This is a genomic window from Phenylobacterium sp., assembly GCF_041916435.1.
GTDB lineage: Bacteria > Pseudomonadota > Alphaproteobacteria > Caulobacterales > Caulobacteraceae > Phenylobacterium.
Window position 1 is genome coordinate 602604 of the sequence record NZ_JAYRZM010000001.1, and the last position, 25623, is coordinate 628226.

At 70.2% G+C, this 25623-nt stretch carries 20 protein-coding genes; 11 read left to right on the forward strand and 9 right to left on the reverse strand.

Annotation, left to right across the window (positions count from 1 at the left end; all coding sequences use genetic code 11):
* The first annotated feature begins 6 nt into the window (after positions 1-6).
* Both ACE3TA_RS03020 and ACE3TA_RS03025 read left to right on the forward strand, forming a co-directional pair.
* Positions 7-2172, forward strand: coding sequence for a TonB-dependent receptor (locus tag ACE3TA_RS03020; RefSeq protein WP_374570298.1), 2166 nt, complete (start codon positions 7-9; stop codon positions 2170-2172).
* Positions 2173-2214: 42 nt separating this feature from the next.
* Positions 2215-3054: an alpha/beta fold hydrolase gene (locus ACE3TA_RS03025; protein ID WP_374570300.1), complete on the forward strand. Its 840-nt coding sequence runs from the start codon at positions 2215-2217 to the stop codon at positions 3052-3054.
* Here ACE3TA_RS03025 and recG read toward each other — a convergent pair.
* A complete protein-coding gene (gene recG / locus ACE3TA_RS03030) occupies positions 3051-5123 on the reverse strand; it encodes an ATP-dependent DNA helicase RecG (protein ID WP_374570303.1) in 2073 nt (690 codons plus the stop codon). The two genes, ACE3TA_RS03025 and recG, sit on opposite strands and share 4 nt — an antisense overlap.
* Positions 5124-5125: 2 nt before the next feature.
* Between recG and ACE3TA_RS03035 the strand changes: the two genes are divergently transcribed.
* From ACE3TA_RS03035 to aspS, 5 genes are all read left to right on the forward strand, one after another.
* Positions 5126-5509, forward strand: a complete 384-nt coding sequence (locus ACE3TA_RS03035; RefSeq protein ID WP_374570306.1) for a succinate dehydrogenase assembly factor 2 — start codon at positions 5126-5128, stop codon at positions 5507-5509.
* A gap of 28 nt (positions 5510-5537) precedes the next feature.
* The gene (gene mfd / locus ACE3TA_RS03040) at positions 5538-8984 is read left to right on the forward strand and encodes a transcription-repair coupling factor (RefSeq protein ID WP_374571111.1); all 3447 of its coding nucleotides are present in this window, start codon (positions 5538-5540) and stop codon (positions 8982-8984) included.
* 74 nt (positions 8985-9058) lie between these two features.
* Positions 9059-11314, forward strand: coding sequence for a DNA topoisomerase IV subunit A (gene parC / locus ACE3TA_RS03045; RefSeq protein WP_374570308.1), 2256 nt, complete (start codon positions 9059-9061; stop codon positions 11312-11314).
* Between the two features lie 90 nt (positions 11315-11404).
* A complete protein-coding gene (locus ACE3TA_RS03050; RefSeq protein WP_374570310.1) occupies positions 11405-12730 on the forward strand; it encodes a serine hydrolase domain-containing protein in 1326 nt (441 codons plus the stop codon).
* A gap of 101 nt (positions 12731-12831) precedes the next feature.
* The gene (aspS, locus tag ACE3TA_RS03055) at positions 12832-14664 is read left to right on the forward strand and encodes an aspartate--tRNA ligase (protein WP_374570312.1); all 1833 of its coding nucleotides are present in this window, start codon (positions 12832-12834) and stop codon (positions 14662-14664) included.
* Between the two features lie 43 nt (positions 14665-14707).
* Here the strand turns inward: aspS and ACE3TA_RS03060 are convergent, their stop codons facing one another.
* The 3 genes from ACE3TA_RS03060 to ACE3TA_RS03070 form a co-directional block, all read right to left on the reverse strand.
* The gene (locus ACE3TA_RS03060) at positions 14708-15598 is read right to left on the reverse strand and encodes a pentapeptide repeat-containing protein (protein WP_374570314.1); all 891 of its coding nucleotides are present in this window, start codon (positions 15596-15598) and stop codon (positions 14708-14710) included.
* 86 nt (positions 15599-15684) lie between these two features.
* The gene (locus ACE3TA_RS03065; RefSeq protein WP_374570316.1) at positions 15685-16176 is read right to left on the reverse strand and encodes a pentapeptide repeat-containing protein; all 492 of its coding nucleotides are present in this window, start codon (positions 16174-16176) and stop codon (positions 15685-15687) included.
* A 62-nt stretch (positions 16177-16238) separates the two neighbouring features.
* Positions 16239-18758 carry a ribonucleotide reductase gene (locus tag ACE3TA_RS03070; RefSeq protein WP_374570318.1) on the reverse strand — a complete coding sequence of 840 codons (2520 nt, stop codon included), beginning with the start codon at positions 18756-18758 and terminating at the stop codon, positions 16239-16241.
* Positions 18759-18947: 189 nt separating this feature from the next.
* Here ACE3TA_RS03070 and ACE3TA_RS03075 point away from each other — a divergent pair, with 189 nt between their 5' ends.
* Complete coding sequence (locus ACE3TA_RS03075) at positions 18948-19343, forward strand: NADH:ubiquinone oxidoreductase subunit NDUFA12 (protein ID WP_374570319.1); 396 nt, start codon at positions 18948-18950, stop codon at positions 19341-19343.
* Positions 19344-19349: 6 nt separating this feature from the next.
* The gene (locus ACE3TA_RS03080) at positions 19350-20015 is read left to right on the forward strand and encodes a DUF2155 domain-containing protein (RefSeq protein ID WP_374570321.1); all 666 of its coding nucleotides are present in this window, start codon (positions 19350-19352) and stop codon (positions 20013-20015) included.
* Here the strand turns inward: ACE3TA_RS03080 and aat are convergent.
* From aat to aroQ, 4 genes are read right to left on the reverse strand one after another with little or no spacing between them, the layout of a single operon-like run.
* Positions 19970-20617 carry a leucyl/phenylalanyl-tRNA--protein transferase gene (aat, locus tag ACE3TA_RS03085; protein WP_374570323.1) on the reverse strand — a complete coding sequence of 216 codons (648 nt, stop codon included), beginning with the start codon at positions 20615-20617 and terminating at the stop codon, positions 19970-19972. The genes ACE3TA_RS03080 and aat overlap by 46 nt on opposite strands.
* 50 nt (positions 20618-20667) lie before the next feature.
* Positions 20668-22029, reverse strand: coding sequence for an acetyl-CoA carboxylase biotin carboxylase subunit (gene accC / locus ACE3TA_RS03090; RefSeq protein WP_374570325.1), 1362 nt, complete (start codon positions 22027-22029; stop codon positions 20668-20670).
* A gap of 4 nt (positions 22030-22033) precedes the next feature.
* Positions 22034-22522, reverse strand: a complete 489-nt coding sequence (accB, locus tag ACE3TA_RS03095; RefSeq protein WP_374570327.1) for an acetyl-CoA carboxylase biotin carboxyl carrier protein — start codon at positions 22520-22522, stop codon at positions 22034-22036.
* A 32-nt stretch (positions 22523-22554) separates the two neighbouring features.
* Positions 22555-22992 carry a type II 3-dehydroquinate dehydratase gene (gene aroQ / locus ACE3TA_RS03100; protein ID WP_374570329.1) on the reverse strand — a complete coding sequence of 146 codons (438 nt, stop codon included), beginning with the start codon at positions 22990-22992 and terminating at the stop codon, positions 22555-22557.
* A gap of 88 nt (positions 22993-23080) precedes the next feature.
* Here aroQ and thiS point away from each other — a divergent pair, with 88 nt between their 5' ends.
* Both thiS and ACE3TA_RS03110 read left to right on the forward strand, forming a co-directional pair.
* Entirely contained in the window at positions 23081-23281 is a 201-nt protein-coding gene (thiS, locus tag ACE3TA_RS03105) for a sulfur carrier protein ThiS (protein ID WP_374570331.1), read from the forward strand.
* Position 23282: 1 nt separating this feature from the next.
* The gene (locus ACE3TA_RS03110) at positions 23283-24071 is read left to right on the forward strand and encodes a thiazole synthase (protein WP_374570333.1); all 789 of its coding nucleotides are present in this window, start codon (positions 23283-23285) and stop codon (positions 24069-24071) included.
* 4 nt (positions 24072-24075) lie between these two features.
* Here the strand turns inward: ACE3TA_RS03110 and ACE3TA_RS03115 are convergent, their stop codons facing one another.
* Positions 24076-25584 carry an FAD-dependent oxidoreductase gene (locus tag ACE3TA_RS03115; protein WP_374570335.1) on the reverse strand — a complete coding sequence of 503 codons (1509 nt, stop codon included), beginning with the start codon at positions 25582-25584 and terminating at the stop codon, positions 24076-24078.
* Positions 25585-25623 lie beyond the last annotated feature (39 nt).

Below are 25623 nucleotides of genomic sequence, written 5' to 3' on the forward strand. Positions count from 1 at the left end.
GCGTTCATGGGGGCGCACACGAAGATCCGCGCGCCGCGCAGGGCGGCGTTGCTGGCGGCGACCGCCGGCGCGGCGCTCGCCGCCGCGACTGGCGCGGCGGCCCAGACGGGCGGATCCGCCGATCATGCCCGGGAGCTGGGCGAGGTGGTCGTCACCGCCTCCCGGCGCGAGGCGAGCGTGCGCGACACGCCCATCGCGCTTTCCGCCTACGGCGGCGACCAGCTTGAGAAGGAGCACGTGGAGACGTTCTCGGCGCTGGTCACCCAAAGCCCGAACATCCAGCTCGGCACCAGCGGCGCGAACACCAACATCGCCATCCGGGGGATCGGCACGAACCTGCAGACGGCGGGCAACGATCCTGGGGTCGCGTTTCACGTCGACGGGATCTACGTGCCTGACACAGCGATCGCCCTGGCCTCGCTGTTCGACGTCAATCGCGTGGAAGTGCTGCGTGGGCCGCAGGGAACCCTGTTCGGCCGCAACGCCACCGGCGGCGCCGTCAACGTCATCTCCAATACGCCGACGGCGAGCCCGGCCTTCGGCCTCGACGCGTCGGTTGGAGCGCCTGTGGGCGAGCACGTCGCGATGTTCGCCAGCGGGCCGATCAACGCGGCCGGCACGCTGCTCGGCCGGGCGGCGGTGCAGCAGACCTACCGCCGCGGGGCGGTGGAGAACGTCGCTCCGGGCGGCCCGGATCGATTGGAGGGCAAGAACAACTACGGCGGCCGCCTGCAGTTAGAATGGAGACCCACGGCGGACTTCAGCGCCCGCCTGCTGGCCGACTACCAGAAGTCGGACGAGACGGGACCGGCCTACTATCTCGTCGGCACGCCGAACGCCGACCTGGGCTTGCCGGCCCTGCTTTCCAACACCTTCATCGCCACCCCGAGCGACGACAGGATCGCCGTCACCCATGGCGCCGCCAACCTGATGGAGAAGGGCGTGGCGCTGTTCGTTGATTGGAAGATCGTCGGCGGCGACCTGCGAGCCACCGTGTCCAGGCGCCATACGAAGGTCTACACGGAGAACGACGGCGACGGCACGGCGGTCGATTTCGACAGCACCATCTTCGACCAGTCCAGGGACACCACCTACGCCGAGCTGCTTTACAGCTCCGACGCAGACCGGCGCTTCTCCTACATCCTGGGCGCCAACTACATCGACGATTCCGAGACCCAGGCGATCGCCGTCCCCGTCATCTATCTGCCTGCGCCCGTCACCATCACCGGCGACGTCGACACCCGGTCCGCCGCCGTTTTCGGCCACGCCGAATACAAGCTGACCGACGCCTGGAAGGTCTTCGGCGGCGCGCGCATGTCGCGCGACAAGAAGCGGCTGACCGAAAGCAACAACTTCATCGGCGCGCTCACGCAGTCCGACCGCTGGTCGAAGCCCACCTTCGAGATCGGCACGTCCTACGAGTTCAGTTCGACCAGCACGGGATATCTGAAATACGCGACCGGCTATAAGAGCGGCGGCTACTCGGCGGGCGGCTTGGCCCCGGCGTTCGCGCCGGAAACCAGCAAGATGTGGGAGCTGGGCCTGAAGGGCGCCTATTTCGACGGGCGGCTGGAAGCCAATCTCGCGCTCTTCCGCACATCCTATCAGAACCTGCAGGTGAACCAGGTCGTAGGCGTCCTCTCGCAGGTCACCAACGCGGCGGCGGCGACCATCAACGGCGCCGAGATCGAGCTCGTCCAGCACGTGACGCCGGAATTCCGCATCGCCTTCGACGGCGGCTGGCTGGATGCGCGGTTTGATCGGTTCATCACTGAGGACAGCGCGCGTCCGGCGCTCGGCACGCTCAACCTGGAGGGCAACCGGCTGCCGCAGGCGCCTGAATTCACCGCCGGAATCGGCCCGGTCTACAGCCATGTCCTCGGCGACGGCGGCGAGCTCACCTTGGCGGCGCGATACGACTGGAAGTCGCGCGTCTATTTCTCCGAGTTCAACCTTCCGCTGATCTCCCAGGGCGCATCCGGCCGGGTGAACGCCTACGCGACCTACGAGGCGCCGGGCGGGCGGTGGCGGTTCGGCCTTTACGGGCGAAATCTGACCGACGAGCGCACCTACGCGACCATGGTGGTGGGCTCGGCCGTGATCAATTCGATCACCAACGGCACGATCCAGCCCCGGCGCGAGGTCGGGGTCGAGTTGCACTATCGGTACTAGGCGACAGACGGCGAAGCGAGGTGATCCGTGAAGGAAAGCGTGGTGGACCAGACGATCAGGACGATTTCGCTCAACGGCGTGACGCTCGGCTACAGCGTGCACGGCGACGGGTCCGGCAAGCCGCCGCTCGTGTTCGTGCACGGCTATTGCGTGCGCTCGACGGGCGGTCCCTATGAGCAGCTCATCGACCTGCTGGCGGACCGCTACACGGTCTACGCCCTCGACCTGCGGGGGCACGGCGCTTCGGCCGGGGCGCTGGAGGGCTGGTCGGTTGAAGCCCTCGCCGACGACGTCGTGGCCTTTTCACGCGCCCTCGGCCTCGGCGCGCCGGTCTACGTCGGCCATTCCCTGGGCGGCTTCACCGGCGTCTTCGCCGAAATCCGTCACCCCGGAGCCTTTGCGGCGCTATGTCTGCTGACCCCCGCGGCGGCGACCGTCACCGGCGACACGCCCGCCGAGACCATGCAGCTTCTCGTCGAGCACGGCCGCGACCGCGACATGATGCGCGAGATGTTCCGGCATATGTTCGTTCGCGCGCCGGGGCGGATGCTGGAGGCCGTGATCGACGCCGTGACCATGGTGGATGGCGAGGTGCATCGCATGTTCCTGGAAACCTCCGCGGACCTGTCGATCGACGAGCGGCTGGGCGAGGTTGAGGCGCCGGTGCTCCTGCTCAACGGCGAGCGCGACGTCGTCGTCGCGCCGGCCAGGCAGCACGACATGGCGCGCAGGCTCGCACGGTCCAAGGAGGTCGTGTTCTCGACCGAGGGGCACATGTTGCCGAATGAGGGCGCGGACGTGGCGGCGCGCGAGATCCTGTCGTTCCTGGACTTCGACCGCGCGCCGATGGCCGCCGCCGCCCTGGTCCCGGCGGCGGGCTAACCGGCGTCGTTCAGCTTGGCGCCCGGTCGCCAGTCGAACAGCTCCTGCAGGATGCGCAAGGCCTGGCCGCGCTCGCTGGTCAGGTCCGGATCGCGGGCGACGATCAGGCGCGCGTCGTCGCCGGCCGCGGCGATCAGGTCGCGGTGGGCGAAGGGGTCGGCGAAGACGTAGTCGGGAAATCCGGACTGGCGCAGGCCCAGCGCGTCGCCGCCGCCGCGCAGCTCCAGGTCGGTCTCGGCGATGACGAAGCCGTCGTCGGTGCGCCGCAGGATGTCGAGCCGCCGTTGGGCGATTTCCGACAGGGGCGGGTCGTAGAGCAGCACGCAGGCGCTCTCGCGATGGCCGCGGCCGACGCGGCCGCGAAGCTGGTGGAGCTGGGCCAGGCCGAAGCGCTCGGCCTGCTCGATCACCATGATCGTGGCGTTGGGCACGTTGACGCCGACCTCGACCACCGTGGTGGCCACCAGCACCTTGACCTCGCCGTCGGCGAAGGCGGCCATCACCGCGTCCTTCTCGGGGCCGGACATGCGCCCATGGATCAGCCCGACGCCGGGGCCGACGCGCTCGCGCAGCTCGGCGGCGCGGACCTCGGCGGCCTTCATGTCAACCACCTCGGACTCGGCGACCAGCGGGCAGATCCAGAAGGCCTGGGCTCCCTCGGCCACCGCCTTGCGCAGGCGCGCCTCGACCTCGGCGACGCGGGGCATGGGCACGGCGCGGGTGGCCACCGGCGTGCGGCCGGGGGGCTTTTCGTCGATGCGCGAGACGTCGAGGTCGCCGTAGACCGTCAGCTCCAGGGTGCGCGGGATCGGCGTGGCCGACATGGCCAGCAGGTGCACCGCCTGGCCCTTGGCCTGCAGGCGCTGGCGCTCGCCCACGCCGAACCGGTGCTGTTCGTCGATGACGGCGAGCTGCAGGCGCTGGAAATGCACGTCGTCCTGGAAGAGGGCGTGGGTGCCCACGGCCACCTGGATCGCGCCCGAGGCCAGGCCCCGAAGCTTGTCGGCGCGGCCCGCGCCCTTGTCGCGGCCGGTGAGCAGGACGGCGGCGATCCCATGGGCTTCAAGGGGTTGCGCCAGGGTCTCGAAGTGCTGGCGCGCCAGGATCTCGGTGGGCGCCATCAGGACCGCCTGGCCGCCGGAGGCGACCACGTCGGCGATGGCCAGCATGGCGACCACCGTCTTGCCGGAGCCGACGTCGCCCTGGAGCAGACGACTCATCCGCTCGCCGGAGGCGAGGTCGCCGCGGATCTCGCCGAGGGCGCGGTTCTGCGCCTCCGTGAGCTTGAACGGCAGATCGGCGCGGACGGCCTCGGCGACCGGGCTCGCCGGCGCCGGGCGGGCCGGCTCGGCCCGGCGGGCGGCCTTGCGCTGGGCCATGGCCAGTTGATGGGCCAGGAGCTCGTCATAGGCCAACCGACGCTGGTGCGGAGCCTGGGGCGAGAAGTCGGCCTCGCTCAGGGGCGCGTGCAGATGGGCCAGGGCCTCGCGCCAAGCTGGGAAGCGCTCGCGGGCGGCGAAGGCGGGGTCCTGCCACTCCGGCAGCTCGGGCGCGCGTTCCAGGGCCTCGTGGACGAAGCGGCGGACGCTGCGCGCCGGAAGGCCGGCGGAGGCGGGATAGACCGGCTCCAGCAGCGGGATGGCGTCGGCCTGTTCCGGCGGAACGATGTCCGGATGGGCGATCTGCAGCTCGGAGCCGAAGTGTTCCACCTTGCCGCTGACGACGCGCTTGGCGCCGATCGGATGGCGCGCCTCGAGCTGGCCGCCGTAAGCGCCGAAGAACACCAGCGTCAGGAAGCCGGTGCCGTCGTAGGTCCTGACCTTCCAGGGCTGGGAGGGCGAGCGGGGGCGCTGGTAGGCCTCGATCTCGACCTTGAAGATCTGCACTTCGCCTTCCACGGCCGTGGAGACCGTGGCCTGGTGGCGGCGGATCAGCCCGTGGGGCTTCAGGAACAGCACGTCGCGCACGACCGGCCCGGCGATCTTCTCCAGCACGGGCGCCACGCGCGAGCCCACCCCCTTCAGCGAGGTGATCGGCGCATAGAGCGGAAACAGAATCTCGGGCCGCATGGGTGCAGCTTATCGCCCATCCGCGGGCAAAAGGGCGCCGCCTGACGCGCGGGCTGGCGTTCGACCGCGAGCCGGCCTATATCCGCCGCTCCTTCATGACGATCGACGACGCACGCCTCCGACGACTGAAGTTCCGGGCCTGGCACCGTGGCTTCAGGGAAGCGGACCTCATTCTGGGGCCGTTCGCGGACAAGCACGCCTCGAGCCTGAGTCTCGAACAGATCGAGGAGTTCGAGCGCCTGATGCAGGCGCCCGACCACGACCTCTACAACTGGATCGTCGAGCGCGATCCGACGCCGCCGGAAATGGACGGCGAAATCATGCGCATGTTGAAGGCCTTCCGGGACGAGGCGCACAGCGCGCGGGGGCCGGACCGTGGCGGCTGACGACGCTCGGCCGGTCGGTCCCGGCCAGATGAAGCGGCTCGTGCAGGACGAGGGCCGCGTCGACCTGATCGGCGCGCCGGAAGGCTTCGACGCCCTGGTGATGGGCGACATCGCCCGGGGCCGGGGCGGGGTTTCGGTGTTCGTCGCGCGGGACGGCTCGCGCCTGTCGGCCTTCGTCGACGCGTTCGGCTTCTTCGCTCCCGAGATCGAGGTGCTGCCGTTCCCCTCGTGGGACTGCCTGCCCTACGACCGGGTGGGGCCCTCGCCGGCGATCGCCGCCCAGCGGATGACCACCCTGGCGCGCCTCGCGCACGGCTTGGATTCGGGCAAGCCGCAACTGATCGTCACCGCCGTGCCGGCGCTGATGCAGCGGGTGCCGCCGCGCTCGGCGATCAAGGACGCCAGCTATTCGGCGACCGTGGGCAATGCGGTCGAGATCGCCGACCTGGAGCGCTACTTCGCGGTCAACGGCTACACGCGAGCCTCGACGGTCTCCGAGCGCGGCGAGTTCGCCATCCGCGGCGGGGTGATCGACGTCTTCCCGCCTAACGCCGACGAGCCCGTGCGGCTGGATCTGTTCGGCGACACCCTGGAATCGATCCGCGCCTTCGATCCTGAGACCCAGCGCTCGACCAGGCAGCTCCGCGAGGTGCAGCTGCTGCCGGTGAGCGAGGCGTTGCTGGACGCCGACGCGGTGTCGCGCTTCCGCAGCGGCTACCTGGAGACCTTCGGCGCGCCTGGGGACGATCCGCTCTACGCCACGGTCAGCGAAGGCGGCCGGCGGGCGGGGATGGAGCACTGGCTGCCGCTGTTCTATCCGAAGCTCGAGACCCTGTTCGACTACCTGCCGGGCCACGCGGTGATCGGCGTCGACCACCTGGCCGAGGAGGCGAGGGACGAGCGCTGGGCGATGATCCAGGACGCCTTCGACGCCCGCGCCCAGGCCGAGCGGCGTGTGCACTACCATCCGCTGGAGCCGAAGGCGCTCACCCTGCCGGCCGAGGAGTGGAAGGCGCGCCTGGCCGAGCGCCCGACCCGGCGCTTCTCCGCCTTCCAGGAAGTGGAGAGCGAGACCGCGGTCGACATGGGCGCCAGGCTCGGGCGCACCTTCGCCGCCGAGCGCTCGCAGGACAGCGTGAATCTCTTCCAGGCCACGGCCGACCACGCCAAGGCGCTCTCGGCCCAGGGCAAGCGCGTCCTCTTCGCCTCCTGGACCGACGGCTCCTCGGAGCGGCTGGGGCTGATGCTGGCCGACCACGGCCTGACGCGCGTGCCCTTCGCGCCCTATTGGCAGGCGGCCAAGGCGGCAGACCCGAAGGTGCCGCAACGGGTGGTGCTGCCGCTGGAGTCCGGCTTCGAGACGCCCAATCTCGCCGTCATCTCCGAGACCGACATCCTGGGCGACCGGCTGTCGCGGCCCAAGCGCAAGCGCCGGGCGACCAACTTCCTGGCCGAGGCTTCGTCGCTGACGCCGGGCGACCTCGTCGTGCACATCGACCACGGCATCGGCCGCTATGAGGGGCTGAAGACCCTGGACGTGCAGGGCGCGCCGCACGATTGCCTGGAGCTGCAGTACGGCGGCGAAGCCAAGCTTTACCTCCCGGTCGAGAACATCGACCTTCTGACCCGCTACGGTTCGGACTCCGAGGGCGTGATCCTGGACCGGCTGGGCGGGGCGGCCTGGCAGGGCCGCAAGGCGCGCGCCAAGGCCCGCCTGCGGGAGATGGCCGAGGGCCTGATCCGCATCGCCGCCGAGCGGGCGACCAAGACCACCACGCCGGTGGATCCGCCGCATGGGGTGTTCGACGAGTTCTGCGCCCGCTTCCCCTACGAGGAGACCGACGACCAGCTCAACGCCATCGGCGACGTGCTGGAGGACCTGTCCGCCGGCAAGCCGATGGACCGGCTGATCTGCGGCGACGTCGGCTTCGGCAAGACCGAGGTGGCGCTGCGTGCGGCCTTCGTGGTGGCCATGAGCGGCGAGCAGGTGGCGATCGTCTGCCCGACGACGCTCCTGGCCCGCCAGCACTTCAAGACCTTCGCCGAGCGGTTCAAGGGCTGGCCGGTGCGGGTGCGCCGCCTGTCGCGCCTGGTTCCGGCCAAGGAGGCGGCCGAGACCCGCGACGGGCTGAAGAAGGGCGAGATCGAGGTGGTGGTGGGCACCCACGCGGTGCTTTCCAAGCAGGTCGAGTTCAAGAACCTCGGCCTCGTCATCGTCGACGAGGAGCAGCACTTCGGGGTCAAGCACAAGGAGAAGCTCAAGGAGCTTCGCGCCGACGTGCACATGCTGACCCTGACCGCCACGCCGATCCCGCGCACCCTGCAGATGTCGCTGTCGGGCATCCGCGAGATGTCGATCATCGCCACCCCGCCGGTCGACCGCCTGGCCGTGCGCACCTACGTCACCCCGTGGGATCCTGTGGCGCTGCGCGAGGCCCTGCTGCGCGAGAAGTATCGCGGCGGCCAGAGCTACTTCGTCACGCCACGGATCAATTATCTTCCGGAGCTGGAGCGTTTCCTGCGCGAGCAGGTGCCTGAGGTGAAGTTCGTGGTGGGCCACGGCCAGATGGCGCCGACCCAGCTCGAGGAGGTGATGAGCGCCTTCTACGACGGCCAATACGACGTGCTGCTCTCGACCACCATCGTGGAGAGTGGCCTCGACATCCCCACGGCCAACACCATGATCATCCACCGGGCCGACATGTTCGGCCTGGCCCAGATGTACCAGCTTCGCGGCCGGGTCGGCCGGGCCAAGGCGCGGGCCTACGCCTATCTGACCACGCCCGCGGAAAAGCCGCTGACCCTGTCCGCGGAGAAGCGGCTGAAGGTGCTGCAGTCGCTGGACAGCCTGGGCGCGGGCTTCCAGCTCGCCAGCCACGACCTGGACATCCGCGGCGGCGGCAACCTCTTGGGCGAGGAGCAGTCCGGCCACATCCGCGAGATCGGGGTGGAGCTCTATCAGCAGATGCTGGAGGACGCCGTCGCCGAGCTGAAGGAGCGCGGCGGCGAGGGCCTGGTCGACCGGGGCTGGTCGCCGCAGATCAACACCGGCGCGGCCGTGCTGATCCCCGAGGACTACGTGCCCGACCTCAACGTGCGGCTGGCGCTCTACCGGCGCCTGTCCGACGCCGAGAAGGCCGACGACCGCGAAGCCCTGGCCGCTGAGCTGATCGACCGCTTCGGCCCCTTGCCGCCGGAAGCCGGCCAGCTCCTGAAGGTGGTGGCGATCAAGGGCATGTGCCGCCAGGCGAACGTGGCCAAGATCGACGTGGGCCCGAAGGGCGCGGTGGTGAGCTTCCGCGGCGACGAGTTCAAGAACCCCGTCGGCCTGGTGGGCTACGTCCAGAGGCACGCGGCGGTCTGGCGCGTTCGTCCCGACAACAAGGTGGTCGTCAAGGGCGAGTGGGAGACCCCGACCGAGCGCCTGAACGCGGCCGAACGCATCCTGACCGAGCTGGCCAAGCTCGCGGCCTGAGGTCGCGCCCATTGCGGCTTTCGCCCGCGACGCGGGAAGGGCCTAATGCGAGCTGATTCTGAAATGACCCGCCCATGACCAAGCACACCCCGCCGCCGTCCGATGGGGACGGCGACCGCATCATCGAAGAGCCGCTTTCCGAGGCCCTGTCGCGGCGCTACCTGGCCTATTCCCTGTCGGTGATCACCGGCCGGGCGCTGCCGGACGTGCGCGACGGCCTGAAGCCCGTGCAGCGCCGCGTGCTCTACGCCATGAACGAGATGCGGCTGAACCCCGACACCGCCGCGCGCAAATGCGCCAAGGTGGTCGGCGAGGTGATGGGCCAGTACCACCCGCACGGCGACCAGGCGATCTACGACACCCTGGTGCGCATGGCCCAGACCTTCGCCCAGCGCTACCCGCTGGTGGACGGGCAGGGCAACTTCGGCAACATCGACGGCGATAACGCCGCGGCCATGCGCTACACCGAGTGCCGGCTGACGGACGCGGCCAAGCTGCTGCTCGACGGCATCGACGAGGACGCCGTCGATTTCAAGCCCACCTACGACGGCGAGGACGAGGAGCCCGTCGTCCTGCCCTCTGGCTTCCCGAACCTGTTGGCCAACGGCACCACCGGCATCGCCGTGGGCATGGCCACCTCGATCCCGCCGCACAACGCCGCCGAGCTGATCGACGCCTGCCTGGTGATCCTGGACAAGCCCGATTGCTCCACCGCCGACCTGATGGCCCACGTGAAGGGGCCGGACTTCCCCACCGGCGGGGTGATCGTCGAGCCGACGGCCTCGCTCCTGGAAACCTACGAGACCGGCCGCGGCGGCGTGCGCACCCGCGCGCGCTGGGAGAAGGAAGAGACCGGGCGCGGGACCTACCAGATCGTCGTCACCGAGATTCCCTACCAGGTGAAGAAGGCCGACCTGGTCGAGCAACTCGCCGGGCTGATCGAGGCCAAGAAGGCGCCGCTGCTGGGCGACGTGCGCGACGAGTCCGCCGAGGACGTGCGCCTGGTGCTCGAGCCGAAGAGCCGCAACGTCGAGCCCGAGATCCTGATGGAGAGCCTCTTCAAGCTCTCCGACCTGGAGACCCGGTTCTCGGTGAACCTGAACGTGCTGGACGCGCGGGGCACGCCCGGCGTGATGGGCCTCAAGCAGGCGCTGAAGGCCTTCCTCGACCATCGGCGCGAAGTGCTGGTGCGCCGGGCCCGCCATCGGCTCGGCAAGATCGAAGCGCGGCTGCACATCCTCGAAGGCCTGCTGATCGCCTACCTGAACCTGGACGAGGTGATCCGCATCGTCCGCTACGAGGACGAGCCCAAGGCCAAGCTGATCGCCGCCTTCGACCTTTCCGAGATCCAGGCCGAGGCGATCCTCAACACCCGCCTTCGCCAGCTCGCCAAGCTGGAGGAGATGGAGATCAAGCGCGAGCACGGCGAGCTTTCCGAGGAGCGCGACGGCCTGTTGAAGATGCTGGCCTCCGAGGCCCAGCAGTGGAAGCTGGTGGGCGTGGGGCTGAAGGACGTGCGCAAGGCGCTCTCGCCCGAGACCGAGCTGGGCCGCCGCCGCAGCCATTTCGCCGAGGCGCCGCAGGTGGACGCCGAGGCCGCCATCGAGGCGATGATCCCGCGCGAGCCGATCACCGTGATCCTGTCCGAACGCGGCTGGATCCGCGCGGCCCGCGGCAAGGTGGACGACCCGTCCGAGCTGAAGTTCAAGGAAGGCGACAAGCTGGGCTTCATCGTCCCGGCCGAGACGACCGACAAGCTGCTGATCTTCGCCTCCGACGGCCGCTTCTTCACCCTGGGCTGCGACAAGCTTCCCTCGGCGCGGGGCCATGGCGAGCCGCTGCGGCTGATGCTCGACCTGGACGACAAGGTCGAGATCATCGATGTCTTCGCGCACAAGCCCGGGACCAAGCGGTTCGTCGCCTCCCGGGCCGGCTATGGCTTCATCCTGCCCGAGGAGGAGGCGATCGCCTTCCGCAAGGCCGGCAAGCAGGTGCTGAGCGTCGACAAGAAGGGCTCGGCCTTCGCCATGCCGATCACCGGCGACCACGTCGCCGTCATCGGCGACAACGGCAAGATCCTGATCTTCGAGGTCGCCGAACTGCCGGAGATGCCGCGCGGCAAGGGCGTGAAGCTGCAGGCCTACCGCGAGGGGGGCTTGCGCGATGCGACGCTCTTCTCCGCCGAGGAGGGGGCGAGCTGGATCGACGGGGCCGGCCGCACGCGCACCTGGCCGGAGTGGGCCGAGTGGAAGGGCAAGCGCGCCGCCGCCGGCAAGCTCGCGCCCAAGGGCTTCCCGACGAGCAAGCGCTTCCGGCCGAAGGGCGCCTAGCCCTTCTCGCCCTTGCGGCCTCCGGTCGAGCCGATAAGGTCGGCGCAACCGCGCCGAAGTCGCGGAGCGTTCTTTTAGGGGCATTTTCAGATGATCGATTTTCGCGCGCGGCTGCTTGGCGCCGCCCTGGCCGCGAGCCTGGCGCTCGCGCCCGCCGCACCCGTCCTGGCCCGCGAACCGGCCGCCCTGCCGGCGGCGAGCCCCGAGAGCGTGGGCTTTTCCTCTGAGCGGCTGAAGCGCCTGGACGCGGCCATGCAGCAGGTGGTGGACGACGGCCGGGTGGCCGGCATGACCACGCTTCTGATGCGTCACGGCAAGGTCGTGGAGTTCAGGACCTACGGCAAGGCGAGCCTGGCCGCCGGCCAGGCCATGCCCAAGGACGAGATCTTCCGCATCTACTCGATGTCCAAGCCGATCACCGGCGTGGCGATGATGATCCTGTTCGAGGAGGGCAAGTGGAAGCTGGACGATCCGGTGACCAAGTTCATCCCCGAGCTGAAGGACCTGAAGCTCATGAAGATCGACGGGGCGGGTAATCAGACCCTTGTCCCGCTCGACCGGCCGCCGACCATGCGCGAACTGATGAGCCACACCGCCGGCTTCGGCTATGGCCTCAACGACAAGCACCCCGTGGACAAGATGTTCCGCGACAAGGAGGTGCTGGCCTCCAACGGCCTGCAGGACATGGTCGACAAGGTCGCGACCATCCCCCTGATGTTCGAGCCGGGGACCCAGTGGTACTACAGCGTCGCCGTCGACCTGCAGGGCTACATCGTCCAGAAGCTGTCGGGCGAGCCGCTCGGCCAGTTCATGGACGAGAAGATCTTCAAGCCCTTGAAGATGAACGACACTGGCTTCGTGGTTCCCAAGAGCCAGATCTCGCGGCTGTCGCCGGTCTATGTGGGCGATCCGAAGACCGGCAAGATCGAGGAGGCCAAGCAGCTCTTCGGCTATGACCTGCCCGACTACACCCAGCCCCCGCGCATGGAATCCGGCGGCGGCGGACTGCTCTCCACCACCACCGACTACGCCCGCTTCGCCCAGATGATCGCCAACGGCGGCGAACTCGACGGGGTGCGCATCCTCTCGCCGGCGACGGTGGAGCTGATGGGCACCAACATGATCCCCGACAAGGTGCTGGTCTCCTCCAACGGCACGGTCGCCACCAGCTTCAACGACGCGGTCGGCTTCGGCCTGGACTTCGCGGTGGTGAACGACCCGCGCAAGGCCGGGACCTTGCAGGGCAAGGGCACGATGAGCTGGGGCGGGGCGGCTGGCACCTGGTTCTGGACGGATCCGACCAACGACGTGGTGTTCGTCGGCATGATCCAGCGCCTGGGCGGCACCGGCGGCGAGGACCTGGGCACGGCGACGCGGACGCTGGTCTACCAGGCCCTGGTCGACCCGAAGAAGTAGGGGCGGGGGAAGGACGCGGGACGGCGGCCCCAGCGCCTTGACAAGGCGCCCCCTACGTGTCCCCTTCCGCGCCTCGATTTTCCAGACGTTTTGCGACTCCCATGCACGCCTACCGCACCCACACCTGCGGCGCGCTCCGCGCCGCCGACACGGGTTCCACCGTTCGAGTTTCCGGTTGGATCCACCGCAAGCGCGACCACGGCGGACTGATGTTCGTCGACCTGCGTGACCACTACGGCCTGACCCAGCTCGTCATCGACCCGGAGACCGCGGACTTCGCCGTCGTCGAGCGCCTGCGCGCCGAGAGCGTGATCCGCGTGGACGGCGACGTAGTGGCCCGCTCGCCCGAAACGGTGAACCCGAACCTGGCCACCGGCGAGGTGGAGGTGCGCGTGCGCGCCGTCGAGGTGCTGTCGGAAGCGGCCGAACTGCCGCTGCCGGTGTTCGGCGAGCCGGAATATCCCGAGGATATCCGCCTCAAGAACCGCTACCTGGACCTGCGCCGTGAGACCCTGCACCGCAACATCGTGCTGCGCTCCAACGTGATCGCCTCGATCCGCCGGCGCATGATCGAGCAGGGCTTCACCGAGTTCCAGACGCCGATCCTGACGGCCTCCTCGCCGGAAGGCGCGCGCGACTTTCTGGTGCCCTCGCGCATGCACCCGACGAAGTTCTACGCGCTGCCGCAGGCGCCCCAGCAGTTCAAGCAGCTCCTGATGGTCGCCGGTTTCGACCGCTACTTCCAGATCGCGCCCTGCTTCCGCGACGAGGACCTGCGCGCCGACCGCAGCCTGGAGTTCTACCAGCTCGACGTGGAGATGAGCTTCGTCACCCAGGAAGACGTGTTCGCCGCCATCGAGCCGGTGATGCACGGGGTGTTCACCGAGTTCGGCCAGGGCAAGCGCGTCTCGCCGATCGACGAGCCGATGTCCTACGTGGACGACTTCGGCAAGACCATCGAGCACAAGGGCTTCGAGCGGCTGACCTATCTGCAGTCGATGCAGCGCTACGGCACCGACAAGCCGGACCTGCGCAACCCCATCGTCATGCAGGACGTCTCCGAGCGCTTCCGCGGCGGCGGCTTCGGCCTGTTCGCGCGCATCCTGCAGGACGAGAAGAACGCCGTGTGGGGCGTGCCGGCGCCCAAGGGCGGCAGCCGGGCCTTCTGCGATCGCATGAACTCCTGGGCGCAGGGCGAGGGCCAGCCGGGCCTCGGCTACATCTTCTGGAGCGAGGACCAGGGCGGCTGGGGCGGCCCGATCGCCAAGAATCTCGGTCCCGAGCCCACCCAGGCGCTGATGGACCAGCTCGGCATGGGCAAGGGCGACGCGGCCTTCTTCGTGGCCGGCGATCCCAAGGTGTTCGCCAAGTTCGCCGGCCTGGCGCGGACCAAGGTGGCGACCGACCTTTCCCTGGTGGACGAAGACCAGTTCCGCTTCTGCTGGATCGTCGACTTCCCGATGTTCGAGTGGAACGAGGACGACAAGCGCGTCGACTTCTCGCACAACCCGTTCTCGATGCCGCAGGGCGGCCTTGAGGCCCTGAAGACGCAGGACCCGCTGACGATCCGCGCCTTCCAGTACGACATCGTCTGCAACGGCTACGAACTGTGCTCCGGCGCGATCCGGAACCACATCCCCGAGCTGATGCTGAAGGCGTTCGAGATCGCCGGCTACGGCGCCAACGTGGTCGAGGAGCAGTTCGGCGGCATGCTGAACGCCTTCCGCCACGGCGCGCCGCCCCACGGCGGCCTGGCGCCCGGCATCGACCGGATCGTCATGCTGCTGGCGGGCGAGACCGCCATCCGCGAAGTGATCGCCTTCCCGCTGAACCAGCAGGGCCAGGACCTGCTGATGAACGCGCCCTCCGAGGTGACGGACAAGCAGCTCAAGGAGCTCAGCATCCGCCTGGCCCCGCCGATCAAGACGGCCTGATCGCGCGGCGCCCGGCCGGCGGCGCGGAGCCAGCGCCAGCGGTCTACGGAATGTCGACGGCCACGAGGTGGCGGGGATTGGCCGGCGGCGCGGGCGGCGCAGGCGGGGCGGGCGGAGCCTCGGCGGCCTCGCGGACACGCACCATCACGCGCACCCCGCGGCAGCCGCGCGCCACGAGGCCCGAAGGCAGGCGCGTGGAGGCGTCCGCGCAGGCCTTGTCGATCTGTTCCTGGGTCAGATGCCGGGCGCGCGAAAAATCGGCGCCCGAGAGCATTGCGCCGCGCAGGTCCGTGTCTCGGAAGTCGGCGCCAACGAAGCTGGCCCCGGTGAGCGTCGCCCGGCGCAGGTCCGCGTCGCGGAAGTTCGCGCCGTCGAACCGGCTGCCGGACAGGTTGGAATCTTCGAGGTTGGCGTCGCTGAAGTCGGAATCGCGGCCGTCGGCGCGCACCATCATGACGCCTGGCAGGTTCGCGTCGGAGAACCTGGCGTTGCGCAGGCTGGCGCGCTCGAAGATCGAGCCCACGCCGGACAGGTCGGAGGCGTTGACGCCGTTCAGCGTGGCTTCGCGGAAGGAGGCGCCCTTGGCCTCGACGTCCTGAAGCTTGGCGTTGGACAGGGTGGCGCGGGTGAAGTCCGCGCCGAAGATCTGGGCGTCGCTGAGGTCGGCGCCGGAGAGGTCCGATCCGGTGAAGGCCGAGCCCATGAACTTGGCGTCGCGCAGGTCCGCGCCCACCAGGGACGCGCCGGAGAAGTCCGCGCCCATGAAGCGCGCGCCCGACAGCTTGCGTCCGGACAGCTCGCACTTGGCGCAGGACCCGCCGAACGCGACCACCCGCGCGACCTCCTTGTCGCCGGCGCCCATGGCCCGGGCCGCGCCGGGCGCGGCGAGCGCAAAGGCGCTGAAGGCCAGCAGGATGCGGACTAATCTGGTCATCTGCTCCATGGCGATTGGCTCATGACACCTTCGTGTGAGCTTTGCGCCGGCCGGACGCCACTTAATTCGCGGTAATTCTCAGCGGCTTAGCAGTGGGGAATATGCAATCCACGCGGGAGAAGCGTGCTTTCGTCGCCGCAGGCGTGGTTGAGCTGGGCCTGGGTCAGGCCGATCGCCCGGTTCATTTCGGCTCCGGCGAAGTTGGCGCCGTCCAGGATCGCGCCCTTGAAGTTGGAGCCCTGCAGGAACGCGCCGACGAAGGTGGCGTGGGTCAGGTTGGCGCCGGAGAAGTTGGCGCTGGAGAACACCGCGCCGTAGGCGTTGACGTCGCGCAGGTCGGCGCCGGCGAAGTTGGTGCGGTTGAGCACCGCAGCCGACATGTCCGCCTGCCGCAGCCGCGAGCCCGAGAAGTTGCGGCCGGCCATGTTCAGGCCGTTGAAGTCGGCCTGGAAGAGGTTGCACTTGGGGCAGCTCACGCCCTGGCGGGCCTTGGCGATCTGCGCGGCGTTCTGCGCGAAGGCGGGCGCGCCTGCGGCCAGGACGGCGGACAGGCCGACGATGGCGAGGATCTTCTTCACAGCTAACGCCTCCCGGGCTGGTGCATGGCTGAGCCGAGCGTGCAAGCTTGGGGCCAGCCGGATCAAGCGCTTGCGTCCCCGCCGCCATGGCGGCCGGCCCGCGCGCCGCACGTCTCGCAGATCAGGCTCATGCCCTTGCGCACCACCGCCACGTCGCCGCACTCGGCGCAGACGTCTGCGGCCTCGCGGTGCGTCGGTCCGCCCCCGCGCCGCGCCACGGGCGCCAGCATGACCAGGTTGTCCGGCGCCGCCCCGCGGGAAAAGCCGCGCGAGATGAACCGCGACGCCGGCTGCAGGGTCTCGCCCTCGGGATCGGGATCGGAATCGTCGGCCTTGCCCCGGCCCAGGCCGTCGGCGTTCAGCCGGGCGGGGTCGCCGTTGGCCAGGTCGTCGCGGCCCAGATAGGACACGCCGAGCTCGCGGAAGATGTAGTCCAGGATCGAGGTCGCCGACTTGACCGTGTCGTTGCCGGTCACCGGCCCGGCGGGCTCGAAGCGGGTGAAGACGAAGGCGTCGACGAATTCCTCCAGCGGCACGCCGTATTGCAGGCCGATGGAGATGGCGATGGCGAAGTTGTTCATCAACGAACGGAAGGCCGCGCCTTCCTTGTGCATGTCGATGAAGATCTCGCCGAGTTCGCCGTCGTCGTATTCGCCTGTGTGCAGATAGACCTTGTGGCCGCCGACGGCCGCCTTCTGGATGTAGCCCTTGCGCCGGTCGGGCAGCTTGCGGCGGGTGCGTTCGCGCTCGACGATGCGTTCGACGACGCGTTCCTCCACCTGCGGCGGCGGCGCGGGCTGGGCCTCGCGCCCCGGACGGGCGGCCGCCTCGGCGGGGCGGGGCAGGTCGAGCTTGAAATTGGCCAGCGGCGCGCTGCGGCGCACGCGCACGGCGCCTGCGCCGGCCTCGGCGGCGTCGGCGAAGAGCTGGCGGGCCTCCTCGGGCGAAGCGTCCCAGGACAGGGTGAACTCGGCCGTCCCCGGCCAGGCCAGGGTCGGCTGCAGGGTGGCGAGCATCGCCAGGTAGGGCCCGTGGCCCAGGTCCTCGCCGGTCTGCAGCACGCGCCGCTGCTCGGCCGTCAGGAACTCGGCGTCGGCGAGCGTGGGCCGGCCCAGCACGTGGGCCTCGGCCGCGGCGACGTCGGCCGGCGAGAAGCCCGCCGCGGCCAGCACGTCGAACCCCGGCGTCGTCAGGTCGTCCTCGGACAGGCCCAGCACGTCCCGCAGGAAGCCCTGGTCGATCACGTCGGGACCGAACGCCTCCGACAGGCCGGAGACGAAGGGCAGGGCGGCCTCGGCGGCCGAGATCTCGTGCTCGGTGAACCCGCGCGCGGTCAGTTCGCGATGGCTGACGCCCGGCGCCTGGGCCAGGTCCCCGGCGCCCAGCAGGTGGGCTCGCGCGGCGGCCGCGTCGACGCCCAGGCGCGCGAAGGCCTGCAGCGAGCTTTCCGAAAGCACGCGCACGATGCGCCCGTCCTCGGTCTCGGCCAGGGTGACGGGCCCCCGCCAGGGCTCGGCCGAAAGCTGGGCGCCGCCCAGCATGAGCTCCAGTTCGGCGTCCTCGAACACCGCCAGGCCGCCTTCGCCCTCCAGGCCGGCGGCGCGGATCACCGCCTCGGCGCGGGCGTGAAGGCCGCGCGCGGCGTTGCGGGCGGCTTCGGAATCGTAGGCCAGGCCCTGGGCCGCCAGCCATTCCGACAGGCCGCCGAGCGCCAGGGCGATCCGGCCGCCGGAAGCGCGCAGCGCCAGGGCCAGCAACCGCACGGCCGCCTCGAACCCCGCCGCGTCGAAATCGTCGCCGGCGCCGAAGGCCATCAGGTCCACCGCCCCGCGGACGACCCCGCCGGCCTGGGCCAGGCGCTGGGCGTCGGCGGCGGAGAAGCAGACGCTGAGCGCGCCCGTCTCCCATCCGGCCGCGGCGAGCGCCGCGCCGGCCTCGCCCGAGAAGGCGTTGCGCGCGGCCAGGACCACGAGGGCCTCATCCGGACCGAGCTCCGGGAGCTGCGCCTCGGCCACGCCGTCGCCGGCGCGCGCGCGGGTGATCGCCTCCAGGATCATCACGTCGGTGGCGCCGGCGGTGCGGGCCGCCTCGGCGGCGCGGGCGAGGCTCGTGTTGCGTTTCAGGTCGGCGCAGGCTTCGGCGTCGCCCTCGCAGCGCAGGATGGCGTCCATCACCGCCTGAAGGCGCGCGCCCAGTTCGACCGCGGCGGCCGCGGCGGCGATCCGGCCTCGGCGGCGCGCGCGGAACGCGGCGAGGGTGGCCTCGAACGCGGGGTCGCCGGCCTTGGCGACCAGCGGCGCATGGGCGGGCGAGGGGATGCGTGAAATGGCGAGCGCGCCGGACAGCATGGCCGCGCCCAGGTCGCGGCGGAAGGCGGCGCGCTCACGCGGCGCGGTGAACAGGCCCTGGGCGGCCGGGCGCTGGATCAGCTCCTCGGCGAAGCGGAACATGGCTTCGGGCAGGTCGGCCGCGCCATCGGCCCAGTCGACCCAGGCCTCGACCCTGGCGTCCGTCCAGGCCGACGGCGCCAGGACCTCGATCGCATCGCTCGCGCGTTCGAGAATTCGCCGTTCGATCCGCACCTTTTCGCCTCGCCGCAGCGTCCTGGTTGAACGCGCGAACAGCGTAAAGGATTCGTGGCAAGGTGAGGCAATAGATGTTGGGTGTGCGGCAAGACGTACGCCAAGATATGCGGCGCGAAGGCCGCTGGACCGCGTCGCCGACGGCGCCTATAGTCCGCGCCGTCTCCTGCCAGTCCGGGTTTTCCAAACGTGCTGAAAGCGATCTTCACCTGGTGGAACGGCGCAGCGTTCGGCGCTCGCTTCCACATCGGCCGCCGCGGCGTCCTCGTGGGCACGGACGATTACGGCAACAAGTACTACGAAGCGCGGGACGCCAAGGACAGCTACGACGGCCGCAAGCGCCGCTGGGTGATCTACGACGGCTACGCCGAGGCCTCGAAGGTGCCGCCCGAGTGGCACGGCTGGCTGCGCTACACCTTCGACGAGCCGCCCACCCGCCAGCCGCTGCTGCGCCGGGCCTGGGAGAAGGACCACATCCCGAACCTGTCGGGCACGGTCTACGCCTGGCGGCCGAAGGGCTCGCTGACGCGGGGCGGCGAGCGCGCCCGTGCGGCCGGCGACTACGAGGCCTGGAAGCCGGAGTAGGCGCCCGTGAAGCGGTCCGCCCTGCTTTCCATGGACCGGTCAAAGCTTCGCCGGATGCTGCCCGTGGCCGCCTGCGCCGCCGCCCTCGCGGCGGGCGCGGCGGGCGCTCAGACGGTCCCCGAGTCTTCAGCCCAGCCGCCGGCCGCCGCGCCCGCGGGCGAAGCCGCGCCGCAAAAGACTCTCGCCCTGCCGCCGGAAGAGCCGATTCCGTCCGCCGCGCTGAAGCCGGCCGAGCCGGCGCCGCCTCCCGCCGCCGAGCCGACGCCCGCGCCGGCCCCGGCGGTCGCAGTCCAGGCCGAGCCGGCGCCGCCGGCGGAGCCTGAACCGCCCGCCAAGCGCGCGCGCTACGACGTGGCCGTGCTGCAGGCGCTGGACAAGATCACCGCCGAGACCGTCCGCTTCGAGGCCGAGGTGGGCAAGCCGGTGCGCTACAAGAGCCTGGTGTTCACCGTGCGCGCCTGCGAGCGTTCCACGCCCGACGAAGAGACGCCGGACGCCATCGCCTATCTGACCATCCAGAGCCAGCCCAAGGCCGCGCCGGGCAAGCCGACGCCGGCCCCGCGCCAGGTGTTCCGCGGCTGGATGTTCGCCTCCTCGCCGGGGCTCGATCCGCTGGAGCACCCGGTCTACGACGCCTGGCTGATCACCTGCAGGGCCGCCGCGCCGTCATAGAGCGGCGGGGCGTTGAAGTCGGCGCTGACGGCAAGGGCCGCGCCCAGCCGGCGATGGTATTCGACGCGGGAGATCTCCTGGGCGCCGAACTGGGCCAGGTGCTCGGTGATGAACTGGGCGTCCAGCAGGACGAAGCCGGCGGCGATCAGGCGGGCCACCAGGTGCACCAGCGCCACCTTGCTGGCGTCGCGGGCGCGGGAGAACATGCTCTCGCCGAAGAAGGCGCCCGACAGGGCCACGCCGTAGAGCCCGCCGACGAGTTCGCCGTCCTTCCAGCATTCGACGCTGTGGGCGCAGCCGGTGGCGAAAAGGTCGGCGTAGAGCGACTCGATCGGCCGGTTGATCCAGGTCTCCGTGCGGCCCGGCCCCTCGGCCGCGCAGGCGCCGACCACCTCGGAAAAGGCCGTGTCCACCCGCACTTCGAACGGGTTCGAGCGCACGGTGCGCGCCAGCCGTCGCGAGACGTGGAAGCCGCGCAGCGGAATGACGCCGCGCCGCTCGGGGTCGATCAGGAAGATCCGCTCGTCTTCCCGCGCGTCGGCCATGGGGAACACCCCCCTGGCGTAGCAGGTCAGAAGCTCGCGCGGGCCGAAGACGGTCATCGCCAGAGCTTACAGTAAATCGGCCCGGCCGGCAGGCGCGGGGCGCGCGATCAGGCCGCCGCGTCTGCCGCGGCCTGGGCCTTCATCCAGTGTTCCAGCCAGTGGATGTTGTAGTCGCCGGCCAGGATGTCCGGGTTCAGCAACAGGTCCTGGAACAGGGGAATGGTGGTCTCCACCCCGCCCACGACCATCTCGCCGAGGCAGCGGTTCAGCCGCGCGATGCACTCCTCGCGGTCGCGCCCGTGCACGATCAGCTTGCCCGCCAGGCTGTCGTAGTAGGGTGGGATCGAATAGCCGGCGTAGAGCGCGCTATCGAGCCGCACGCCCAGGCCGCCGGGCGCGTGGAAGTCGGTCACCAGCCCCGGCGAGGGGGTGAAGGTGCGCGGGTTCTCGGCGTTGATGCGGCACTCGATGGCGTGGCCTTCGAAGACCACGTCCTTCTGGGCGAAGGACAGCGGCAGGCCCGCGGCGATGCGGATCTGCTCGCGCACCAGGTCGATGCCGGTGATGGCCTCGGTGACCGGATGCTCCACCTGCAGGCGGGTGTTCATCTCGATGAAGAAGAACTCGCCGTTTTCGTAGAGGAACTCGATGGTGCCGACGCCGAGGTAGCCGATCTTGCGGATCGCCTCGACGACGACGTGTCCGATCTTTTCGCGCGCCGCGGCGTCGATGGCCGGGGAGGGCGCCTCCTCCAGCACCTTCTGGTGTCGGCGCTGCAGGGAGCAGTCGCGTTCGCCCAGGTGGCAGACGTTGCCGAAGGCGTCGGCGATCACCTGGATCTCGATGTGGCGCGGGGTCTGGAGGTAGCGCTCCATGTAGACCGCGTCGTCGCCGAACGCCGCGCGGGCCTCGGCGCGGGCGGTGGCGACGGCCTCGGCCAGGTCTTCCTCGGTCTTGGCCACCTTCATGCCGCGTCCGCCGCCGCCGGCGGCCGCCTTGATCAGCACGGGAAAGCCGATCGCCTTGGCGGCGGCGAAGGCTTCTTCCTCGGTCGTGACCGCGCCGTCCGAGCCGGGGACCACGGGGATGCCGGCGTCCTTCACCGCCTGCTTGGCCGTGATCTTGTCGCCCATCATGCGGATGTGCTCGGGCTTGGGCCCGATGAACGTGAAGCCGTGCGCGCCGACGATCTCGGCGAAGCGGGCGTTCTCCGACAGGAAGCCGTAGCCCGGATGGATCGCCTGGGCGCCGGTGATCTCGGCCGCGGCGATGATCGAGGGGATGTTCAGGTAGCTCTTGGCGGCTGGCGCGGGGCCGATGCAGACGCTCTCGTCGGCGAGGCGCACCCACATGGCGCCGGCGTCGGCTTCCGAATGCACGGCGACGGTGGAGATGCCCATCTCCTTGCAGGCGCGGTGGACCCGAAGCGCGATCTCGCCGCGGTTGGCGATGAGGATCTTGTCGAACATCGTCCTACTCGATGACGACGAGCGGTTCGCCGAATTCGACGGGCTGGGCGTCCTCGACCAGGATTTCCACCACCTTGCCGCCCTTGGGCGCGGGGATCGGGTTCATGGTCTTCATCGCCTCGACGATCATGAGCGTCTGGCCGGCCTGGACCGTGTCGCCGACCTTGATGAAGGAGGGAGAGCCGGGCTGCGGCTGCAGGTAGACCGTGCCGACCATGGGCGAGTTGACCACGTCGCCCTTGCGCGGCGCCTCGGCGGCCGGCGCCGCCGTGGGCGCGCCGTCGACCACGGCCGCGGGGGCCGCCGCCGCGACGGGAGCGAAGACCGGCGCCTGCGCCGCGGCGGCGGCCATCAGCGTCTTGGCCACGCGGATTTTCAGGCCGTCGCGCTCGACCTCGATCTCGGACAGGCCGGTGTCGGTGAGGATGTCGGCCAGCTTGCGGACCAGACGCGCATCGATCGGATCGGCAGGGGCCTTGGGACTGCTGGCCATGGGAACTTCCTTAAAATTCGCGCGGAGCCCGCCTAGCGGGACTTGCCCGCCGCGGCCTCGACGGCCAGTTCATAGCTCGCCAAGCCGAAGCCGGAAACGACGCCGGTGGCGGCCAGGGACACATAGGTGTGACGGCGGAACGTCTCGCGCGCCGCCGGGTTGGACAGGTGGCATTCCACGATGGGAATGGAGAGCGTCTTCAGCGCATCGAGCAGCGCCACCGACGTGTGGCCGTAGCCGGCCGGGTTGATCACCAGGGCGCTGGCCGCCTCGCGGGCCTCCTGGACCCAGTCGATCAGGTCGCCCTCGTGGTTGGATTGGCGGAAAACGATGCTGCGGCCGAGCGCCTGCGCGCGCAGTTCGCAGGCCCTGCGGACATCGTCCAGGGTCTCTTTTCCGTAAATCTCGGGCTCGCGCTGGCCAAGGAGGTTGAGGTTCGGCCCGCTCAGCACATAGATCGGTTTCGACATTCGGCCCCATGGTCGATTCCGGGGTCTTGTACCGGGAGCGGGCGGGGGTCACAAGCGCTGGGGTCGAGAGGGAGCAGGAACGGGCTTGATGCAGCTCACGATCAACGGCGAGGAACGCAGCTTTTCAAGCGTCAGGGACGTGGCCGGCCTGGTGGCGGCGCTGGGGCTCGACGCGCGCAAGGTGGCCGTGGAGCGCAATCTGGAGATCGTGCCCAGATCGGCCTATGACACCACCGCGCTCGCCGACGGCGACCGGATCGAGATCGTGCATTTCATTGGAGGCGGCTGACATGGATGGCTCCGTTCACGCCGAGGACACCTGGAGCGTCGCCGGGCGCACCTTCCGCTCGCGCCTGATCGTCGGCACGGGCAAGTACAAGGACTACGCCCAGAACGCGGCGGCGGCGGAGGCGGCGGGGGCCGAGATCGTCACCGTGGCGCTGCGCCGGGTGAACCTGTCCGACCCCAGCCAGCCGATGCTGGTCGACTATGTGAAACCCGACCGCTTCACCTTCCTGCCCAACACCGCCGGCTGCTTCACCGGCGAGGACGCGGTGCGGACCCTGCGGCTGGCGCGCGAGGCCGGCGGCTGGGACCTGGTGAAGCTGGAGGTGCTGTCCAACACCAAGCACCTCCTGCCCGACATGGAAGAGACGCTCAGGGCGCTGAAGCTGCTGATCGCCGACGGCTTCCAGGTGATGGTCTACTGCACCGACGATCCGGTCTACGCCAAGAAGCTGGAGGAGGCGGGCGCTGCGGCGATCATGCCGCTGGGCGCGCCGATCGGCTCGGGCCGCGGCATCCAGAACCTGTTGAACCTGGGGCTGATCGTCGAGCAGGCCACGGTGCCGGTGCTGGTGGACGCCGGCGTCGGCACGGCCTCGGACGCGGCGGTGGCCATGGAGCTGGGCTGCGACGCGGTCTTGATGAACACCGCCATCGCCGAGGCGAAGGATCCGATCCGCATGGCCCGGGCGATGAAGCACGCGGTGATCGCCGGGCGCGAGGCGTTCCTGGCCGGGCGCATGCCCAAGCGGATGTACGCCGATCCGTCCTCGCCGCTGAGCGGTCTGATCTGAGGGTTCAGGACGCGCCGGCGGCCAGCCGCTCGACGTCGGCCTGCGGCGACAGGCCGAGCGCCCGCATCAGGGTCTCGCGCCCCGGACCGGGCCTGGGCGGATAGGCGGCCGCGTTGCGCGCCTTTCCGCGCGCCCAGTAGCCCAGCACCTTGGCGAGGTTGGCCGGCCGCCTGAGCCAGGCCGAGGGATGCTCCAGCATGTGGAAGCCGCGCAGGGCCTCGCGCAGGATGTCCGGGTCGGAGCGCACGGCGATGTTCACCCCGTCCTCGACGAAGCTCTTCAGCAGCCTGGCGCGCAGATCGGGGCTGTATCCGGGCGTCAGCATCCGCTGGGCGCGGCGCACGGCCGAGCGGTCCTGAGCGCGCATGGAGTCGTAGTAGGGGCGAAGCTCGCCGCGCACGGCCCGCTGGAACAGGACGAGCCGGTCGCCCGGATCGGCCGTCGCCTCGAGAACGTCGCGCAGGAGATAGGCCTCGATGGCGGCGAAGGAACAGCCGCGGCCGTAGAGCGGATTGGTGCGGATCAGGGCGTCGCCCACCGCGACATAGCCCAGCACCTGGGGCTCGCCGCGATCGACCAGCTCGCGCCAGCGGCTTTGCAGGTCGCCCATGCCGAAGACGCGGCTGACGCCCTGCGAGCGGGCCGGATCGATCCAGGGCGCCAGGCCCGGCATCTGGGCGCAGACCGCGTCGAACAGTTCGGGGCGCACGACGGCCTTTCTGAGCTCCATCTCGATCTCGGGCAGGCACAGGGTGATGGAGAAGCAGCCGTTGTCCGCGGGAAAGACGCCGAACTTCAGAAACCCCAGGTCCCCCGTGCCCGACGCCTTGCCGCGCGGCGGCTCGGCCTGGCCCGGCAGCAGCCGGTAGTGGCGGGTGAAGTAGAGGATGCCGCAGTCCTCGCTCTCTTCGCGGACCGAAACGCCGGCCTCGGCCAGTTGTTCGATCCCGGCGGCGGTGCGGCCGCCCGCCTCGACCACGAGGTCGGCCAGCACATGGCGCTCGCCGGAGCCGTCGGCCGCCGAGACGCCGGCGACCACCGGCGGCCCGAGGTCCGGGCGCTCGACCAGGAGGCGGCGCACGAAGGTCTCCGGGCGGATCTCGACGCCGGGCAGGCGCTCGACATAGCGGCGCATCACCGTCTCCAGCGTCGTGCGGCGGCTGGTGAGCACCACGAAGTCGGCGTCCTCAGGCCTGGGCGCATAGGTCTGGCGGTGCAGATCTGTGAGCATGCCGTCAAAGCCCAGCTCGCGGCAGCCGGCGGCGCGCAGGTCGGCCAGGAGCGCCGGGTGGGCGTCGCGGATGATCGCGCGCAGGCGGGCGAGGAAGGCGTGGCTGTGGCGCAGGTGCCCGACCCCTCGGCGCGCCCAGTCGGTGAAGGCCAGATCGGCGTCGCCCTCGGGCGGCGGCGGGTCGCGTTCGAGCAGCACGACCTGGCGGCCGGTCGGCGCGAGCGCGAGCGCCACGCTGAGGCCGGCCACGCCGGCGCCGATCACCAGCACACGTTCGGCCATCTCGCCTCCCTGCGTGGCCCAGGGGCGCATCCACGCCCC